Consider the following 18,784-nt stretch of genomic DNA (forward strand, 5'->3'; position numbering starts at 1 on the left):
AGATCGACAAGTAAATATGCTGCGGAGGACATATGACCTTCCGCTTTGACCTGTTTCCCGTGATCGCGCCTGACGACAATCCGCGCGCCAACGGGAAGGTCTTCCAGTTGCTCAAGGCCGTGCGCGAGACCGGCTCGCTGCACCGCGCGGCGCGCGAGATCGGCCTGTCGTACCGGCACGCCTGGGGCGTGATGCGGACCTGGGAGGAAATGCTCGGGCGCAGCATGCTCGATATGGAGCGCGGCCGCGGCGCCTCGCTGACGCGCTTTGGCGAACGCCTGCTGCGCGCCGAACTGCGGCTGCGCGAATCGATCGAGCCGGTGGTGCAGAAGGCCATGGCGGATTTCATTGCCGAGCTGGACGATGCCCAGCAGCCGCAGTCGCAGGTGCATTTCACCGGCAGCCATGACCCCGCGGTGGAGGTGCTGGCCGCCGCGTTGGGCGTGGCAAGAACCCCGCTGCAGCTCGATACGGTGTTCTGCGGCAGCGTGGAGGGGCTGATCTGCCTGCAGGAGCGGCAGTCGGAATTGGCCGGCTTCTATGTCTCGCCGGTGCAGACCGCGGGCTCGGTCGCGCATGTGACGCTGCGCAAGTGGCTGCGGCCGGCCGCGGTTCGGCTGCTGCGGCTGGCCTGGCGCGAGCAGGGCCTGATCCTGGCGCCGGAGGTGGCGCGCGAGGTGCATGACCTGCGCGACCTGGCGCGCACCCAGGCGCGCTTCGTCAACCGGCAGCGCAGTTCGGGCACGCGCATGCTGTTCGACCAGCTGCTGGCCGCGCAGGGCCTGTACCCGGACCAGATCGCCGGCTACGACGAGACCGAGTTCAGCAACGAGAAGGTGGCCGAGGCCGTGCACGGCGGCCGCGCGCAGGTGGGCTTCGGGCTGCGCATGAATGCCGAAGCCCACGGGCTGGCCTTCGTGCCGCTGACGCGCGAGGCCTACTACCTGGCGCTGCGCAAGAACGACCAGACCGCCGGCTGGATGGCAGCACTGCTGGCGCTGCTGGCCGACCCGGCCTTTGCCCGGCGCATCGAGGCGCTGCCCGGCTACACCATGGCCGAGCCGGCCGGCATCCTGATGCCGCAGGAGGCGTTGCCGTGGTTCGGGCCGGACGGCAAGGAAGACAACTGAGGGCGAGCCAGGCGGCATGACGCCGACGGGCGCGCGGCTGCGCGGCCCGGTCCGTATTACACTCCCTGCCAGGCGCGCCGTGGTTTGCATCGGCTTGCGCCAGACTCTTGCAAGGAGCGCCATGCTGGAAACCGCCGCGCTGGCCGCGGGCATGTCCTGGGCCAGCGGCTTTCGCCTCTACCTTGCGGTGCTGGCCGCCGGCGTGCTGGCGCGCCTGGGCTGGCTGGACCTGCCGCCCGGGCTGCAGCCGCTGGAATCCTGGTGGGTCATCGGCGTGGCCGCCGTGCTGGCCGTGGCCGAATTCGTCGCCGACAAGGTGCCCGCATTCGATACCGTCTGGGACGGCATCCATACCTTCATCCGCATTCCCGCGGGCGCGATCCTGGCCGCCGCCGCCTTCGGCCAGCTGGATCCGCAGTGGATGGTGGCGGCAGGGCTGATCGGCGGCACGCTGGCCGGCACCGCGCATGCGGTCAAGGCCGGCACGCGCGCGCTGATCAATGTCTCGCCGGAACCGTTCTCCAATTGGACGGCCTCATTCACGGAAGACGTGACCGCGACCGGCAGCCTGCTGCTGGCGTTTTTCCTGCCGGTGGTGTTCCTGGTGCTGCTGGTGGTCTTCCTGCTGGTGTCGGTGTGGCTGCTGCCGAAATTGTGGCGCGGCGTGCGCCGGCTGCATGCGAGCCTGCGCGGCAGGACTGAGCGGCCTGGCACACCCCGCTAGCTTCCCGGCAATTCCTGCTTTGCTTTCGACTGACCCGAGGCGCGCCGCCGCCAGAAACCAGGAACCAAACCAACCGATGCCTCCCGAGTCCGCCATCGAAGCCCCGGCCACGGCCGCCAACCCCGCGGGCACGCGCCCCGCGCACGGCGGCCGCTTCTCCGCCTGGCGCCAGGCGCTGCGCATGGCGCGGCGCGACTGGATTGCCGGCGAGCTCTACTTGCTGCTTTTTGCGCTGGTGCTGGCCGTGGCCGCGCTGACCAGCGTGGGCTTCATGGCCGACCGCATGCGGCTGGGCCTGGAGCGCGACGCGCGCCAGATGATCGCGTCCGACGTGCTGCTGGTGGCTGACCAGCCCTTCGATGCCGCCTTTGCGCAGCGTGCGCAAGCGGCCGGGCTGGCCGTGGCGCAGACCGTCACCTTCCCGAGCATGGCTACCGCCAATGGCAAGGCGCCGTCCGGCGGTGACGCCCCCAGCCAGCTGGCCGCGCTCAAGGCGGTGACCGACGGCTACCCGCTGCGGGGCAAGCTCAAGGTGGCCAGTGCGGCGGGGGTACCGGATGCGCCCGCCGAAGGCATTCCCGCGCCGGGCACCGTTTGGGTCGACGAGGCGCTGCTGGGCGCACTGGGGGTTGCCGTGGGCGACACCCTGCAACTGGGCAGCCGCAGCTTCCGCATCGACCGCATCATCACGCAGGAGCTTGATCGCGGCACCGGTTTTATGAACTTCGCGCCGCGCGTGCTGATGCCGCTGTCAGACCTGGACAGCACCGGGCTGATCGGCTGGGGCAGCCGCGTGACCTACCGGCTGCTGGTGGCCGGCCCCGACGCCGCCGGCGCTGCCTTCCAGAAATGGGCGCAGGACGAGATCGGTCGCCGCAAGCTGCGCAATACCCGGGTCGAGTCGCTGGAATCGGGCCAGCCGCAGATGCGCGCCACGCTGGACCGCGCCGAGCGCTTCCTGTCGCTGGTGGCGGTGCTGTCGTCGATGATCGCGGCGGTGGCCATTGCCATGTCGGCGCGCCGCTATATGCAGCGCCACACCGATGCCTGCGCGGTCTACAAGTGCCTGGGGCTGTCGCGCGGGCAGATCCTGCGCACCTTCGGCCTGGAGTTCCTGGTGGTGGGGGCGGCGGGCGCGCTCGTCGGGGTGCTGCTCGGGTACCTGGCGCACTATGGCCTGCTGCTGTCGCTGGGCGGGCTGCTGCGGGTGTCGCTGCCGCAGCCGTCGTTGCTGCCGGCACTGGTGGGCGTGCTGGCCGGGCTGGTGCTGCTGGCCGGGTTTGCGCTGCCGCCGCTGCTGGCGCTGACACGGGTGGCGCCGCTGCGGGTGCTGCGCCGCGATATCGGGCTGCCGCCGGTGTCGGCCTGGGTGGCCTATGCGCTGGGCCTGGGCGCCTTTGTCGCGCTGCTGCTGGTGGCGGCGCGCGACCTGCGGCTGGGGCTGACCACGGCGGGCGGCTTTGTCGCCGCGGGCGTGGTCTTCGCGGTGCTGGCGCTGGGGCTGCTGACGCTGCTGTCGCGCCTGCTGCGGGGGCGCCTGCGCGGGCGCGCGGCGATGGGCTGGCGCTTTGCGCTGGCGGTGCTGGAACGTCGCCGGGCGGTCACGGTGCTGCAGACCGTGGCGCTGGCGGTGGGGCTGATGGCGCTGCTGCTGCTCGGCATGACCCGCAACGACCTGGTCGATTCCTGGCGCAAAGCCACGCCGGCTGATGCGCCCAACCGCTTCATCATCAATATCCAGCCGGACCAGCGCGAGCCGCTGCGCCAGATGCTGGCCGGCGCCGGCATCAACGACCTGCTCTACCCGATGGTGCGCGGGCGCCTGACCCATATCGGCGAGCGCGCCATCCGCGGCGACAGCTTCGAGGACGGGCGCGCGCGCAACCTGGTCGAGCGCGAATTCAACCTGTCCTATACCGATGCGCTGCCCGAGGGCAACCGCGTGATTGCCGGGCGCTGGTCCAACGGCCCGGACGCCGGCGCTTCGGTGGAAGAGGGCATCGCCAAGACGCTAGGCATCCGGCTTGGCGACACGCTGCGCTTTGACGTGGCCGGCCAGGCGGTGCAGGCCCGCGTGACCTCGCTGCGCAAGCTGGACTGGGGCTCGATGCGCGTCAATTTCTTCGTGATCCTGCCGCCGCAGGCGATGCAGGGGCTGCCGGAGACCTACATCACGTCGTTCCACCTGCCGCCCGCCAGCGCGGCGCTGGGCAACCGGCTGATCGCGGCCTTCCCCAACATCACCGTGGTCAATACCGACCTGATCCTGCGCCAGATCCAGGACATCCTGGACCAGGTGATCGCGGCGGTGGAGTTCCTCTTTGTGTTCACGCTGGCCGCCGGCGTGACCGTGCTGTACGCGGCGCTGTCCGGCGCGCGTGACGAGCGCATGCGCGACGCGGGCCTGCTCAAGGCGCTGGGCGCCTCGGCCGCGCTGGTGCGCGAGACCCAGTACGCCGAGTTCCTGGTGGTGGGCGGCCTGGCCGGATTCCTGGCCAGCCTGGGCGCGATCGCGGTGGGCTGGGGCCTGTCGCAGTTCGTCTTCGATTTCCCGTACCGCTTCAATGCCTGGATCGTGCCGGTGGGCGTGGTTTCTGGCATGCTGTGCGCTTTTGCCGGCGGCTGGCTGGGCCTGCGCGAAGTGCTGCGCCAGCCCGCGCTGGCGACTTTGCGTGATGCCTGAGTGGCTACGCTGTTTGAGTGTGTGATGAGTACTGAATCCAACGACAAGCCCGGCACGGCCGAGGTGACTGCATTTGAACTGGTGGGCGGCGAAGCGCGCGTGCGCGAGCTGGTCGACCGCTTCTACGACCTGATGGACCTGGAGACCCAGTTCGCCGGGCTGCGCGCGCTGCACCCGCCCTCGCTGGAGGGCTCGCGCGACAAGCTGTTCTGGTTCCTGTGCGGCTGGCTGGGCGGCCCCAACCACTTTATCGAGCGCTTCGGCCATCCGCGCCTGCGCGCGCGCCATATGCCGTTCGAGATCGGCGTGAGCGAGCGCGACCAGTGGATGCGCTGCATGGCGCTGGCGATGCAGGATATCGGCCTGTCTGAAGACCTGCAGCTGCGCCTGATGCAGGCCTTCTTCCAGACCGCCGACTGGATGCGCAACGTGGCGCGCTGAGGCGCCGCTGCTCCTTTCCTTCCACCGAAAGGTTTTCCAGCCCATGACAGACCAACTGCCTGAAGACGCCCTGCGCTTGCTCGATTTCTGGTTCGGACAGCCCGGTTCCGCCGCCTGGAATACCGAGCGCCCGCAATGGTTCACCAAGTCGGACACCTTCGATGCGCAGATCCGCACGAACTTCCTGTCCGACTGGCAGGTCGCCTGCGACGGGGCCCCGGACGACTGGTCGGTCACGCCCGAAGGCGCCTGCGCGCGCGTGGTGCTGCTGGACCAGTTCCCGCGCAACATGTTCCGCAACGATCCGTGCAGCTTTGGCAGCGATGCGCTGGCGCTGGCACTGGCCAGGCGCATCGTCGCCACCGGCATGGACCGCAAGCTGCCGACGGACTACCACCGCATGTTCTGCTACATGCCGTTCGAGCATTCCGAGGCGCTGGAGGACCAGGATGAGGCGGTGCGCCTGATGACGCAGCTGCGCGAGGCCAGCGGCGGGGTGGTGGATGTGGTGGAGTGGGCCGGGAAGCACCGCGCGATCATCGCGCGCTTTGGCCGCTTCCCGCACCGCAATGCGGTGCTGGGCAGGCAGAGCACTGAGCAGGAACTGGCGTTCCTGCGGCAGCCGGGCTCGTCGTTCTGAACCAGGCCGGCAGCAGGGGCGCGCTCAGGTCTTGTCGCGCGCCTCTTGCCACTTGTCGACGCGCACGCGCGGCGCGGCCGCCAACTGGCCGAGCAGGCCGGCGGGCGTGTCTGCCACATGCAGCAGGTCGGCATGCACCTGCTTCATGAAGCCTTCCTGCACCGCGTGCGCAAGGAAACCCAGCAGGCCGTCGTAGAACCCGGCGACATTCAGCAGGCCCACCGGCTTGTCGTGGTAGCCCAGCTGCAGCCAGGTGAAAGTCTCGAACAGCTCTTCGAAGGTGCCCACGCCGCCCGGCATGGCGATAAAGGCATCGGCACGGTCGGCCATCATCTGCTTGCGCTCGTGCATGTTGCGCACCACGTGCAGCTCGGTCAGGCCGCGGTGGCCGACTTCCTTCTGCATCAGCGCGTCGGGGATGATGCCGATGGCGCTGCCGCCGTGTTCCATCACGGCGTCGGCGACGATGCCCATCAGGCCCACCTTGCCGCCGCCGTACACCAGCGCCAGGCCGCTTTCGGCCAGGGTGCGGCCGAGCATGCGCGCGCCTTCGGCGTATTCAGGACGGTTGCCGGGGCTGGACCCGCAATACACGCAGACAGATTTCACTTTGCTTCCTTTGCCGCGTCGGCTGCGGCCTTGGCTGCCGCGTAGTCGCGCGCCAGCTGGTCGAATGCATCCCGGGCCCGGCCGCGCAGGTAGGGCGCCAGGATCGAGAAGATGTGGTAGCTCGATCCGTGCAGGTAACCGCGGATCTGCTCGGGGTCGTTGTACTGGCGCGGATGCTGCACGAACTGGAACGACAGCCAGTAGGTGGCGATCACCACCATGTTGGTGCAGATGGCCTCGACCTGATCGGGCGTGGCTTCCATCTCGCCGTCTTCGATGAACTGCCGGCAGATCTCGTGCGCAAAGCGCTTCTTCTGCTCGACGATGCGCTTGAAGTTGGTCTCCAGCATCCGGTTGCGCGCCAGCAGGTCGTTGATGTCGCGGTACAGGAAGCGGTAGTTCCACAGGAACTCGGACATGTACTGCAGGTAGCCCCAGCTTTCGTCCAGCGTGGCCTTGTGGTCGTCCGGCATCTTCAGGCGCCGCTCCATCTCCTGCTCGAAGCGCACGAAGATGGAGTTGATGATGTCGTCCTTGTTGCGGAAGTGGTAGTAGAGATTGCCGGGGCTGATCTCCATGGCTTCCGCAATCGTCGTGGTGGTGACGTTGGGTTCGCCGACTTCGTTGAACAGGCGCAGCGAGACGTCGAGGATGCGGTCCCTGGTGCGGCGGGGGCCGGTTTGCGGTTTCGGTTCCATGGGCGTCCGGGCGATCGGTGCGATCGGTAAGTCGGGGGGGCAGGGTAGCGATTATAAGCAATCGGCCCGGCCACCCCGTCCGGCATCCCCGGCGAGTGACGGATCAGCCCGCCAGCGTCCGCACCCAGTGCACCACGTGCGGCCCGGCGATGGCGGCCCAGGTGCCACCGCACAGCACCAGCGCCAGCATCACCGCGGCGCTGCCGAAATCCTTGGCGCGCTTGGACAGGTTGTGCCGCTCCAGCGAAATGCGGTCGATCGCCGCCTCGACGCTGGAGTTGAGCAGCTCCACGATCAGCACCACCAGCAGCGTGGCCAGCAGCAGGATGCGCTCGACCACCCCCACCGGCAGCAGGAACGCCCACGGCGCCAGGATTGCCACCAGCGTCAGCTCCTGGCGGAATGCGCTTTCCTCGAGCACCGCATAGCGCAGGCCCGACAGCGAATTGATGGCCGCATGCCAGGCGCGCGTCAGGCCGCGATTGCCCTTGTGGGGATTCTGCTCGATCGAATACTCAGCGCTCTGGACTGCCTGCGGCGGCCTCTGTAGAGGCGGGTCGGACGGCAGTTCCGGATGGGGTTTGGACATGGTTTTGCGGGGCGGATTGGGCCGCTGCGCTGTCCCGGCCTGGATTGCCGGGAGCGAACGGCCGAAGATGGGCCAGGAACTGCTCGGAGGCGGCGCGCCAGGAGAACCGCTCGGCGTGGGCACGGGCCGTGGCGCGGTCGATGCGCAGCGCTTCCAGGCAGGCTTCGCGCAGGTCTTCGTGCATCACGCCGGCGGGGCTGTCGCCCAGCACATCGATCGGGCCGGTGACCGGATAGGCGGCCACGGGCAGCCCGCTGGCCAGCGCTTCCAGCAGCACCAGCCCGAAGGTGTCGGTGCGGCTCGGGAACACGAACACATCAGCCGAAGCATACACCCGGGCCAGTTCGGGCTGGCTCAGCACGCCCAGGTAGTTGGCGCCCGGATAGCGCGCGCGCAGCCCCGACAGCGCCGGGCCGTCGCCGACCACCCACTTGGAGCCGGGCAGGTCCAGCGCCAGGAAGGCCTCGACGTTCTTTTCCACCGCCACGCGGCCCACGTAGAGGAAGATCGGGTGGGCGGTGTTGAGCACATTGGGACGCTGCAGCGTGAACACGTCCAGGTCCACGCCGCGCGTCCACAGCACGGCGTTGGTGATGCCATAGTGCCGCAGGTCGTCCAGCACCACCGGGGTGGGCGCCATCACTGCCCGGGCCGGGCCGTGGAACCAGCGCAGGAAGCGGTACGTCCATGCCAGCGGGATGCCGAAGCGTGCCTGCACATATTCCGGAAAGCGCGTGTGGTAGGCCGTGGTGAAGGGCAGCCGGCGGCGGATCGCGTGGCGCCGCGCGGCCAGGCCCAGCGGCCCTTCGGTGGCGATATGCAGGGCGTCCGGAGCGAAGGCTTCGATGCGGCGCTGCACGCGCGCCGCCGGCAACAGCGACAGGCGGATCTCGGGGTAGGTCGGGCACGGCACGGTGCGGAATTCCAGCGGCGTGATCATGTCGACCGTGTGGCCCATGGCCTCCAGTTCGCGGCGGGTGGACTTGAGCGTGCGCACCACGCCGTTGACCTGCGGTTCCCAGGCATCGGTGACGATCAGGATCTTCATGCAGCCTCCTCGGGCGCGGTGGAAGGGCAATGCGGATGGGGCAAAGGGTGGCAGGCCGGAATCAGCCCGCCACAGCGGCGCGGCGACGGCGGCGCGTGGCCGGGGCCGGCGCGTCCAGCAGCGTGGTCCAGTAGACGATCTTCAGCTCGCCTTCGATGGTCTCGACGAGCGCCGACAGGCTTTCGACCCAGTCGCCGTCGTTGCAGTAGAGCTGACCGTTGACCTCGCGGATCTCGGCCTTGTGGATATGGCCGCAGACCACGCCGTCGCAGCCGCGGCGGCGCGCTTCATCGACCATCGCGCTCTCGAAGGCGCCGATGTAGTTGACCGCGTTCTTGACCTGGTGCTTGAGGAACTGCGACAGCGACCAGTACGGGAAGCCCAGGCGCGCGCGCAGCCGGTTGAAGTGGCGGTTCAACGCCAGGATCACCGTGTACAGCGAATCGCCCAGGTAGGCCAGCCAGCGCGCGTGCTGCACCACGCCGTCGAACAGGTCGCCGTGCACCACCCACAGCCGGCGCCCGGTGGCGGTGACGTGCACCGCTTCTTCGCGCACGGTGATGTCGCCGAAGGCCATGCCGTCGAACTGGCGCGCGGCCTCGTCGTGGTTGCCGGGCACGTAGATCACTTCAGTGCCCTTGCGCGCCTTGCGCAGCAGCTTCTGCACCACGTCGTTGTGGCTTTGCGGCCAGTACCAGCCGCGGCGCAGCTGCCAGCCGTCGATGATGTCGCCGACCAGGTAGAGCTGCTCGGACTCGTTGTGCTTGAGGAAGTCCAGCAGGTAGTTGGCCTGGCATCCGGGCGTGCCCAAGTGGATGTCCGACAGCCAGATGGCGCGGTAGCGCTGGATCGGGTGCGGCTCGGGCGGGTAGGTCTGCTGCTGTTCGCGCTGGGGCGCCAGCGCGGCGGCATCGAGGGCCGGCGCCATAAAGGCGGTCAGCGGCGCGGCGCTGCCGCTCTCAGGGCTGCGGCGCAGCCATTGCGTCAGTTGCGCGGTCTTCGACAGATACCCGCGGGCAGATCGGATTGCTTGCACCATGGCAGTCCCGGTTGCGGCGATGGCTGCATTCAGCCAGCCTGCGATGACGGTGCCGTGACGGAAACATGACTGACATATGAATCGTGGCGGAAGTGGAACAGCCCGGGCTAGTGTCAGTGCCCGCGGGCGGACAGCTCTGCGAGGGCGTCGAGTACCGCACGCACGGCCGCGGGATGGCGCAGCAGCGTGACGTGGCCAATGCCGGCCAGCGGGATATGCCCGGCGCCATCGAGCCAGCCGGTGCAGGGCGGCCCGGCGATCGAGTCATGCCAGCTGAAGATCGAGATCATGCGCGCGCGGCGGCGCGGGGTTTCCGCGGCGGCGAGCGCGCGCAGCCAGGCGCTGCCGCAACGCATCTGGCGCGCATTGGGGCCGCCGCCAAAGCGCGCCAGCGCGCTGCCGTGGTGGGGGCTGCCCAGCGTCACCACGCCGGCGCAGACGTCTTCGTCGCCCGCCAGCTGCAGCGCGGCGCGCGCGGCCAGGCCGCCCATGCTGTGGCAGACCAGCAGCGGCGGGCGCCCGGCTTCGGCTGTGATGCGCCGCATGGCGGCCAGCAGCGCGCGTGCGTAGTCGTCGATATCGCCGAACACCGGCTTGAGCTCGATCCCTTCGCAGCGGTAGCCGGCGGCGGCCAGCGCCGGCTGCATGTCGAGCCAGATGGCCTGCCCGCAGGCGTAGCCATGCACCAGCAGCACCGGCGGGGCGTCGCGGCCAGGCAGGGCGTCAAGCGGTGCGGCAAAGGGCGCGTGCGCGCGGAATGGCTGCAGCCAGTCGAACATGCGCAGGACGGCCACGCACTCGGCCGCAAAGCAGCGCAACGCCTCAGGCAGGCGCAGCGGCCGGCGCGTGGCGGCGAGTTCAACCGGTGGTGCGGGCGGGTGATTGCCGCGCCCGACCCACAGACCGCGCCCGCTCAGGGCGAAAGCGAAGGCAATGCCGCAGGCGAAGCTGCCGAGGATGGCCGCCACGCCGGCGGCGACCGCGCCGGGCCATGGCCAGCCGCCCAGCCGCACCAGCCCGGCGGCGATGCCCAGCGCGGCGGCTGCCTGCAAGGTCACCGCAAGGCGGCGGATGCCGGCAGCCGACAGGCTCATGGCTTGGGCGGGCGCAGGTCGGTCAGCCGCGTGCCGGCCAGGCGGTCGTGCAGGAACTGGCGGCGCGGATCCAGCCACGCCAGCAGGACCCAGACCAGCAGGCCGGCGCACAGCACCCCTACGAACGGCCCCTTGACCAGCCCCAGCAGATGGCCGACCGCCGCCGATGGCGGCAGCCACAGCCATGCCAGCACGTAGCGCAGCGCCGCCTGTGGCCAGCGCGGCGGCACGCCGGCAGCGTTTTCGACGCGCATGCGCCAGGTCTGCATGGCCAGGGTCTGGCCGTTGCGTTGCCAGAACCAGGTGAAATACAGGCCCATCACCAGGAAGCTCCACACCTGGATCACGAGCGGCCCGTCCACGCCAAGCTTCTGCAGCAGCGGCCGCACCAGCAGGTAGGCCGCGGTCGAGGCGCTCAGCACGCCGAACAGCAGCACGCCTTCATAGAGCATGCAGGCGATGCGGCGGCGCAAGGGCGGGGCGGCGGGGCGGGCGGCTGCGGCGGGCTTGGGATCGAGGGTGGCAGCGGGCATGGAAGGCGAAGAAAGCTGGGCTGGCGCACGGGGGCATGGTGGTGCTGGCGCTGGTCAGTCGGGGCCGGCCTTGCTTCGCTGGCCGGCGTGAGACGGCCATTATGCCAAATGACTTGGGGATTACTGGCGCATGGTGGGGTCAGAAGCTGCGGCTGCCGCTTCGGTGGCGACCTCGGCTGCGGAGGCGGGTACGCCGAGCGCCGCAGGCGCCGAGGCGGCCGGGGCCGGGGCGGCGGTCACGGCAGCGGGCGCGGAGGCAGGTTGCGCCTGGGCTTCGCTGGCGGGCTTGCCGGCAGTGTGGCCACTGTGGCCCGCTGCGGCGCTGGCCGTTTTCGGCTCGCGGTGGAGCTGGCGGCTGGTGTCGCTGGGCAGGCGCTTGCCGCTGGGCAGCGCACTGACAGCGCCAGGCCGGCGCGGCACGTGATCGGTGGCGGCCAGCTTCTTTTTCTGCTCTTCAGGCAGCTGCTGGTACTTGTCCCAGGCCTCGGCCTTTTTCTCGGCCGGCAGCGAGCGGGTGATCTGGTAGTTCTCGCGCGCCAGCCGGCGTTGTTGCGGGGTCATCTTGACCCATTCCGACATGCGCGCCTGCAGCCGGGCCTGCTCGGCCGGGGAGAACTTCGGGTAGCGCTCGGCGATGCGCAGCCATTTGTGGCGGTTCAGCTCCGGCAGGCTGTCCCACAGCGGCTGCAGTGGGGCCAGGATGCGCTGGTTGACCGGGCTCAGGTCGGCCCAGGCTGGCCGGGCATTGGTTGCCTGCGCGGCGGCAGGCGCTGTCACCGCGGAAGCCCCCTGCGCATGCGCCGCGGGCGGCAGCAGGCCCCAGCAGGCGGCTGCGCCGGCGCCGGCCAGCAGCGCGGCCAGCCGGCGGCGCAAGGCGTCGGGGTGGAACATTGCACGCGCCATGCTATTGCCCGCGCTTCAGGAATACGTGGAAGCCCTCGTCGGCGTAGGCCGTGGGCGGCAGGTCGTCGAGCAGCATGGCGGCGTCGATATCGGCCAGTTCCTCGATGCGCTTCTGCTCCTGCCAGTGATAGATGCCCATCAGGCCGGCGGCCAGCGCCACCAGCGTCCAGATCAGGCTAAGGCGGCGCAGCCAGGCGCCGGCACGGTGCAGCGGCGAGCTGTCTTCATCGAACAGCGGGGCGTGCATGCCAGGCATGGCCAGCTGCGGGACCAGCACGGGTGCCTCGGCCTTCTTGCGGGCGACCGCCATCCGGCGCGCAGCGGCGAGCCGTTCGGTGATGTCGGTCGGCAGGTCGTCGGTGCCGGCATCAAGTGCCGCCCGAATCTCATGGGCAAACCGGCGTTCGTGGATTTCTTTGTCGTTTCTGCTCATAGTCGGACCCCCCGTGCGCGCAGGGCCTGCGCAAGGGTATGCGTGGCACGGGAACAGTGCGTCTTGACGCTGCCTTCGGAGCAGCCCATTACGGCGGCGGTTTCGGCGACGTCCATATCTTCCCAGTAACGCATCAGGAACGCCTCGCGTTGACGCGTCGGCAGGCGCTGGATTTCCTGCTCGATGATATGCATGACCTGGGCGCGCTCGACCTTGTCGGCGCTGCTTTCGGCCGATTCAGAGCCGGCCTGTGCCTCCAGCGTCTCCAGCAGGTCATTGTCGTCGCCGTCGCGGTCGGTGCGCAGGCTGGAAAACAGCGAGACCCAGGTGTTGCGCACCTTCTGGCGGCGGAACCAGTCGTGGATAGTGTTCTGTAGGATGCGCTGGAACAGCGGCGCCAGCTCGGCGGCGCCTTTGTCGCCGTACTTCTCGGCCAGCTTGATCATGGCGTCCTGGACAATATCCAGCGCGGCCTCGTCGTCGCGGACCGCAAATACGGCCTGCTTGAAGGCGCGGCGCTCGACGCTGGTAAGAAAATCGGACAGTTCCTGGTCGGTGGCCATTCAGGCGGTTGCGGCTCGTTGCTGCGGGACAAATGCCCGGTTCTGGTGAATGTGCTGCGTACGACCCGTGGCACATTCAAGGTGCTGCGATGCTAGCAAAAAAACGACCCCCTGTACCACCTTGTATTGCAGCAAATACATTGAGGTGCGCAAAAGACCCGCCGCAACTCCGGAAAATCCCTTACGCGCAGGCCAAAAACAACCGTAGACCGCGCTGGTGCATTGCAGTATCATCGCCGGTTCACACGACATCAGTGGTTGTCTCATCCGGCCGCTTATGAGGCGGTCTTCCATGTAGACGCGCAACGCTTGAACCCGTGCCACAAGCCCGGCAGAGAGCATCCAAACAATTTTTTGCCGAAAATTGCAAAGGACTGAAATGAACATGCCCAGCGCGGAATTCTCCCACGCAGACAGCAATTCATCTGCCGCACCCGAAATGATCGGGGCGGAGATTCTCGTTCACGCACTTGCCGAAGAAGGCGTCGAGTACGTCTGGGGCTACCCCGGCGGCGCAGTGCTGTATATCTACGACGAGCTCCACAAGCAAACCAAGTTCGAGCACATCCTGGTGCGCCACGAGCAGGCCGCGGTCCATGCCGCAGACGGCTATGCACGGGCAACCGGCAAGGTGGGCGTGGCGCTGGTGACCTCCGGTCCCGGCGTGACCAATGCCGTCACCGGCATTGCCACCGCGTACCTTGACTCGATCCCGATGGTGGTGATCACCGGCAACGTGCCGACCCACGCCATTGGCCAGGACGCCTTCCAGGAGTGCGACACCGTCGGCATTACCCGCCCGATCGTCAAGCACAACTTCCTGGTGAAGGACGTGCGCGACCTCGCCGCGACCATCAAGAAGGCGTTCTTCATTGCCTCGACCGGCCGTCCGGGCCCGGTGGTGGTGGACATCCCCAAGGATGTCTCGCGCAATGCCTGCAAGTACGAGTACCCCAAGTCGATCGACATGCGCTCGTACAACCCGGTGAACAAGGGTCACTCGGGCCAGATCCGCAAGGCCGTGGCGCTGCTGCAGGGCGCCGAGCGTCCGTACATCTACAGCGGCGGCGGCGTGGTGCTGGCCAATGCCAGCGATGAGCTGCGCCAGCTGGCGGCGCTGACCGGCCACCCGGTGACCAACACGCTGATGGGCCTGGGCGCGTTCCCCGGCACCAGCAAGCAGTTCGTCGGCATGCTTGGCATGCACGGCACGTATGAAGCCAATATGGCCATGCAGAACTGCGACGTGCTGATCGCCATCGGTGCCCGTTTCGACGACCGCGTGATCGGCAACCCGGCGCACTTCACCTCGCAGGCGCGCAAGATCATCCATATCGATATCGACCCGTCGTCGATCTCGAAGCGCGTCAAGGTCGACATCCCTATCGTCGGCAACGTCAAGGACGTGCTGCAGGAACTGATCGCCCAGATCAAGGCCAGCGACGTCAAGCCCAAGCGCGAGGCGCTTGCCAAATGGTGGGAGCAGATCGAGCAATGGCGCTCGGTGGACTGCCTGAAGTACGACCGCAGCTCCGAGATCATCAAGCCGCAGTACGTGGTGGAAAAGATCTGGGAACTGACTCACGGCGATGCCTTCATCTGCTCCGATGTCGGCCAGCACCAGATGTGGGCCGCGCAGTTCTACAAGTTCGACGAGCCGCGCCGCTGGATCAACTCCGGCGGCCTGGGCACGATGGGCGTGGGCCTGCCGTACGCAATGGGCATCAAGAAGGCGTTCCCGGAGAAGGAAGTCGTCACCATCACCGGTGAAGGCTCGATCCAGATGTGCATCCAGGAACTGTCGACCTGCCTGCAGTACGACACTCCGGTGAAAATCTGCTCGCTGAACAATGGCTACCTGGGCATGGTGCGCCAGTGGCAGGAGATCGAGTACGACAACCGCTACTCGCACTCCTACATGGACGCGCTGCCCGATTTCGTCAAGCTGGCCGAGGCCTACGGGCACATCGGCATGCGCGTCGAGAAGACGGCCGACGTCGAGCCGGCGCTGCGCGAAGCGTTCCGCCTGAAGGACCGTACCGTGTTCCTGGACTTCCAGACCGATCCCACCGAAAACGTCTGGCCGATGGTCCAGGCGGGCAAGGGCATTTCGGAAATGCTGCTCGGCGCGGAGGACCTGTAATGCGACACATCATTTCGGTCCTGCTGGAAAACGAACCGGGCGCGCTGTCGCGCGTGGTGGGCCTGTTCTCGGCCCGCGGCTATAACATCGAGACGCTGACCGTGGCACCCACCGAGGATGCCTCGCTGTCGCGCATGACCATTGTCACCTCCGGCTCGGATGACGTGATCGAACAGATCACCAAGCACCTGAACCGCCTGGTGGAAGTGGTCAAGGTGGTCGACCTGACCGAAGGCGCGCACATCGAACGCGAGCTGATGCTCGTCAAGGTGCGCGCGGTGGGCAAGGAGCGCGAGGAAATGAAGCGCACCGCCGACATCTTCCGCGGCCGCATCATCGATGTTACCGAGAAGACCTACACCATCGAGCTGACCGGCAACGGCGTCAAGCTCGATGCGTTCCTGGACGCCATCGACCGCACCGCCATCCTGGAGACCGTCCGTACCGGCGGCTCGGGCATCGGCCGCGGCGAGCGCATCCTGAAGGTCTGATCGGGCCCCGGTTCACCCGCACGGCTTCACGCAGTATCCCCGGGGCGGCGCGATCCGGGCGCACACGATGCGTCCGAGGATGCCGCCCCCCTCATACAAAAGACAGAGATTGAAGGAATCATCATGAAAGTGTTTTACGACAAGGACGCCGACCTCTCCCTGATCAAGGGCAAGAACGTCACCATCATCGGCTATGGCTCGCAGGGCCATGCCCACGCGCTGAACCTGAAGGATTCGGGCGTCAATGTGACGGTCGGCCTGCGCAAGAGCGGCGCGTCGTGGAACAAGGCCGTCAACGCCGGCCTGCAAGTGAAGGAAGTGGCCGAGGCCGTCAAGGGTGCGGACGTGGTCATGATCCTGCTGCCGGACGAGCAGATCGCCGACGTGTACAACAACGAAGTGCACGCCAACATCAAGGAAGGCGCAGCGCTGGCCTTTGCCCACGGCTTCAACGTGCACTACGGTGCCGTGATCCCGCGCGCCGACCTGGACGTGATCATGATCGCGCCGAAGGCCCCGGGCCACACCGTGCGCGCCACGTACGCACAAGGCGGCGGCGTGCCGCACCTGATCGCCGTGCACCAGAACAAGTCCGGCGCTGCCCGTGACATCGCGCTGTCGTACGCCACTGCCAACGGCGGCGGCCGTGCCGGCATCATCGAGACCAACTTCCGCGAAGAAACCGAAACCGACCTGTTCGGCGAGCAGGCCGTGCTGTGCGGCGGTACCGTCGAGCTGATCAAGGCTGGCTTCGAAACCCTGGTGGAAGCCGGCTACGCGCCGGAAATGGCCTACTTCGAGTGCCTGCACGAACTGAAGCTGATCGTCGACCTGATCTACGAAGGCGGCATCGCCAACATGAACTACTCGATCTCCAACAACGCGGAATATGGTGAGTACGTCACCGGCCCGCGCGTGGTGACCGAAGAGACCAAGAAGGCGATGAAGCAGTGCCTGACCGACATCCAGACCGGCGAATACGCCAAGAGCTTCCTGCTGGAAAACAAGGCCGGCGCCCCGACGCTGATCTCGCGCCGCCGCCTGACGGCCGAGCACCAGATCGAGGAAGTGGGTGCCAAGCTGCGCGCAATGATGCCGTGGATCGCCAAGAACAAGATGGTCGACCAGTCGAAGAACTAAGCTGCATCGCTGTCTGATGGCCCGCGCCGCACGGCGGCGGGCCGCACAGCCGTTCAGCGTTCCGTGCCACGCCCTTCTATCATCAGAGGGGAGGCGCGGGACCTGAACGGCTTTTTGTTATGCTTGTCAGACTTTGGGCAAGGCGTGCATTATCCTGCTCCGCGACCACGGGGCGCCGCCCGATGGTGGCTATCGCCGCCGCCGCGCTGCCTTGCCATGGTCTTGTATCCACCGACACCTGTACTGCATGAACTATCCTCATCCGCTGATCGCCCGTGAAGGCTGGCCATTCCTGGCCGGCGCCTTTGTCATCTCGCTGCTGGTGCACGCCAGCGCGGGCTTCTGGTGGGCGTTGCCGTTGTGGATCATCACGGTATTCGTGCTCCAGTTCTTCCGCGATCCGCCGCGCCCGATCCCGTCGCAGCCCAACGCGGTGCTGGCCCCCGCAGACGGCCGCATCGTCGTGGTCGAGAAGACCCAGGATCCGTACGCCGGCCGCGAGGCGCTGAAGATCAGCGTCTTCATGAACGTCTTCAACGTGCACTCGAACCGTGTCTCGGTCGATGGCGCGGTCGAGAAGGTCGAATATTTCCCCGGCAAGTTCGTCAACGCCGACCTGGACAAGGCCTCGGTCGAGAACGAGCGCAACGCCGTGCTGATCCGGCGTGTTGCGGACGGCCAGCTGGTGACGCTGGTGCAGGTGGCTGGCCTGGTGGCCCGCCGCATCCTGTGCTACACCAAGGTGGGCGACAACCTCTCGCGCGGCCAGCGCTACGGCTTTATCCGCTTCGGCTCGCGCGTGGACGTCTACCTGCCGCTCGATGCGCGCCCGCGCGTGACCATCGGCGAGAAGGTATCGGCCTCGTCGACCATCCTCGCCGAACTCGACGTGAAGTGAGCGACAGCCTGACCGGAGGACTGTGATGGTTGCCTTCCATCGACGTAACAAGCGCAGCAGCAACGGCAACGTGACCCACCTGCGGCCGTTCCGCCATAACCAGCTGCGCGGGGCCGACGACGACTTCGACGACGAAGCCACCGACGACCACGATATCGTCTACCAGCGTCCGCGCCGGCGCGGCATCTACCTGCTGCCCAACGCATTCACCACCGCGGCGCTGTTTGCGGGTTTCTTCGCCATCGTCCAGGCCATGAACATGCGCTTCGACGCGGCGGCCATCGCCATCTTCGCGGCGATGGTGCTGGACGGCATGGACGGGCGCGTGGCGCGTATTACCAATACGCAGAGTGCGTTTGGCGAGCAGTATGACTCGCTGTCGGACATGACCTCGTTTGGCGTTGCGCCGGCGCTGGTGATGTATGAGTGGATCCTGCATGACCTGGGCAAGTGGGGCTGGATAGCAGCCTTTGTCTACTGCACCTGCGCAGCGCTGCGCCTGGCGCGCTTCAATGCCAATATTGGCGTTGTCGACAAACGCTTCTTCCAGGGCCTGCCCAGCCCGGCCGCCGCCGCGCTGGTCGCAGGCTTCGTCTGGCTGGTGATCGACAACAAGCTGCCGGTCAAGGAGCTGTGGATGCCGTGGGTGGCGTTCGGCATTACGCTGTACGCCGGCCTGTCGATGGTGTCCAACGCGCCGTTCTACAGCGGCAAGGCGCTGGACGTGCGCTACCGCGTGCCGTTCGGCATGATGGTGCTGGTCCTGGTGCTGTTCGTGGTGGTGTCCACCGATCCGCCGGTGGCGCTGTTCGGGCTGTTCGTGGCCTATGCGATCTCGGGCTATGTGCTATGGGCCTGGCGGGCGATGCACGGCAAGCCGGCCATCGAGAAGAAGCAGCGCGAGAACGGCGGCAAGGCTTCGTAGACGTTTCAGGCAGAAGGGCGCTCAGGCGCCCTTCATGCTTTTCCGGATTCACAATTGTTT

The 18,784-nt window shown here is 67.5% G+C and carries 20 protein-coding genes; 10 read left to right on the forward strand and 10 right to left on the reverse strand.

Annotated elements, in window-relative coordinates:
* The first annotated feature begins 32 nt into the window (after positions 1–32).
* From CNE_RS04675 to CNE_RS04695, 5 genes are all read left to right on the forward strand, one after another.
* On the forward strand, positions 33–1,130 hold the full coding sequence (locus tag CNE_RS04675) for a substrate-binding domain-containing protein (protein WP_013955988.1): 1,098 nt from the start codon (positions 33–35) through the stop codon (positions 1,128–1,130).
* Between the two features lie 121 nt (positions 1,131–1,251).
* Entirely contained in the window at positions 1,252–1,854 is a 603-nt protein-coding gene (locus CNE_RS04680; RefSeq protein ID WP_013955989.1) for a DUF4126 domain-containing protein, read from the forward strand.
* Between the two features lie 76 nt (positions 1,855–1,930).
* Positions 1,931–4,537 carry an ABC transporter permease gene (locus CNE_RS04685; RefSeq protein WP_013955990.1) on the forward strand — a complete coding sequence of 869 codons (2,607 nt, stop codon included), beginning with the start codon at positions 1,931–1,933 and terminating at the stop codon, positions 4,535–4,537.
* A 24-nt stretch (positions 4,538–4,561) separates the two neighbouring features.
* Positions 4,562–4,978 (forward strand): group II truncated hemoglobin, encoded by a 417-nt coding sequence (locus tag CNE_RS04690; RefSeq protein ID WP_010809157.1) that lies wholly within the window; start codon positions 4,562–4,564, stop codon positions 4,976–4,978.
* Between the two features lie 43 nt (positions 4,979–5,021).
* Positions 5,022–5,618, forward strand: coding sequence for a DUF924 family protein (locus CNE_RS04695; RefSeq protein WP_013955991.1), 597 nt, complete (start codon positions 5,022–5,024; stop codon positions 5,616–5,618).
* A 24-nt stretch (positions 5,619–5,642) separates the two neighbouring features.
* On the opposite strand, the gene CNE_RS04700 is transcribed toward CNE_RS04695, so the two are convergent.
* The 10 genes from CNE_RS04700 to CNE_RS04745 form a co-directional block, all read right to left on the reverse strand.
* Entirely contained in the window at positions 5,643–6,227 is a 585-nt protein-coding gene (locus CNE_RS04700) for an LOG family protein (protein WP_013955992.1), read from the reverse strand.
* Positions 6,224–6,925: a TetR/AcrR family transcriptional regulator gene (locus tag CNE_RS04705; protein ID WP_013955993.1), complete on the reverse strand. Its 702-nt coding sequence runs from the start codon at positions 6,923–6,925 to the stop codon at positions 6,224–6,226. Before CNE_RS04705 ends, CNE_RS04700 begins: the two co-directional genes overlap by 4 nt.
* A 103-nt stretch (positions 6,926–7,028) precedes the next feature.
* Positions 7,029–7,514 (reverse strand): diacylglycerol kinase, encoded by a 486-nt coding sequence (locus tag CNE_RS04710; protein ID WP_013955994.1) that lies wholly within the window; start codon positions 7,512–7,514, stop codon positions 7,029–7,031.
* The gene (locus CNE_RS04715) at positions 7,441–8,562 is read right to left on the reverse strand and encodes a glycosyltransferase family 4 protein (RefSeq protein WP_013955995.1); all 1,122 of its coding nucleotides are present in this window, start codon (positions 8,560–8,562) and stop codon (positions 7,441–7,443) included. Before CNE_RS04715 ends, CNE_RS04710 begins: the two co-directional genes overlap by 74 nt.
* 61 nt (positions 8,563–8,623) lie before the next feature.
* Positions 8,624–9,601 carry a UDP-2,3-diacylglucosamine diphosphatase gene (locus tag CNE_RS04720; protein ID WP_013955996.1) on the reverse strand — a complete coding sequence of 326 codons (978 nt, stop codon included), beginning with the start codon at positions 9,599–9,601 and terminating at the stop codon, positions 8,624–8,626.
* A gap of 113 nt (positions 9,602–9,714) precedes the next feature.
* The gene (locus tag CNE_RS04725) at positions 9,715–10,695 is read right to left on the reverse strand and encodes an esterase/lipase family protein (RefSeq protein WP_013955997.1); all 981 of its coding nucleotides are present in this window, start codon (positions 10,693–10,695) and stop codon (positions 9,715–9,717) included.
* A complete protein-coding gene (locus CNE_RS04730) occupies positions 10,692–11,228 on the reverse strand; it encodes an RDD family protein (protein ID WP_013955998.1) in 537 nt (178 codons plus the stop codon). The genes CNE_RS04725 and CNE_RS04730 overlap by 4 nt, the downstream gene beginning before the upstream one ends.
* A gap of 120 nt (positions 11,229–11,348) precedes the next feature.
* On the reverse strand, positions 11,349–12,131 hold the full coding sequence (locus CNE_RS04735) for a DUF3106 domain-containing protein (RefSeq protein ID WP_013955999.1): 783 nt from the start codon (positions 12,129–12,131) through the stop codon (positions 11,349–11,351).
* A gap of 1 nt (position 12,132) precedes the next feature.
* The gene (locus tag CNE_RS04740) at positions 12,133–12,564 is read right to left on the reverse strand and encodes a DUF3619 family protein (protein WP_013956000.1); all 432 of its coding nucleotides are present in this window, start codon (positions 12,562–12,564) and stop codon (positions 12,133–12,135) included.
* Entirely contained in the window at positions 12,561–13,127 is a 567-nt protein-coding gene (locus tag CNE_RS04745; RefSeq protein ID WP_013956001.1) for an RNA polymerase sigma factor, read from the reverse strand. The genes CNE_RS04740 and CNE_RS04745 overlap by 4 nt, the downstream gene beginning before the upstream one ends.
* Before the next feature lie 379 nt (positions 13,128–13,506).
* On the opposite strand from CNE_RS04745, the gene CNE_RS04750 reads away from it, so the two are divergent.
* From CNE_RS04750 to pssA, 5 genes are all read left to right on the forward strand, one after another.
* On the forward strand, positions 13,507–15,270 hold the full coding sequence (locus tag CNE_RS04750) for an acetolactate synthase 3 catalytic subunit (RefSeq protein ID WP_013956002.1): 1,764 nt from the start codon (positions 13,507–13,509) through the stop codon (positions 15,268–15,270).
* On the forward strand, positions 15,270–15,761 hold the full coding sequence (ilvN, locus tag CNE_RS04755) for an acetolactate synthase small subunit (protein WP_010809144.1): 492 nt from the start codon (positions 15,270–15,272) through the stop codon (positions 15,759–15,761). Before CNE_RS04750 ends, ilvN begins: the two co-directional genes overlap by 1 nt.
* A gap of 123 nt (positions 15,762–15,884) precedes the next feature.
* Positions 15,885–16,901, forward strand: coding sequence for a ketol-acid reductoisomerase (ilvC, locus tag CNE_RS04760; protein WP_013956003.1), 1,017 nt, complete (start codon positions 15,885–15,887; stop codon positions 16,899–16,901).
* Positions 16,902–17,148: 247 nt separating this feature from the next.
* Positions 17,149–17,799, forward strand: coding sequence for a phosphatidylserine decarboxylase (locus CNE_RS04765; RefSeq protein ID WP_013956004.1), 651 nt, complete (start codon positions 17,149–17,151; stop codon positions 17,797–17,799).
* Positions 17,800–17,824: 25 nt separating this feature from the next.
* Entirely contained in the window at positions 17,825–18,724 is a 900-nt protein-coding gene (gene pssA / locus CNE_RS04770) for a CDP-diacylglycerol--serine O-phosphatidyltransferase (protein WP_013956005.1), read from the forward strand.
* The last annotated feature ends 60 nt before the right edge of the window (positions 18,725–18,784 follow it).

The organism is Cupriavidus necator N-1 (assembly GCF_000219215.1).
GTDB classification, from domain to species: Bacteria; Pseudomonadota; Gammaproteobacteria; order Burkholderiales; family Burkholderiaceae; genus Cupriavidus; species Cupriavidus necator.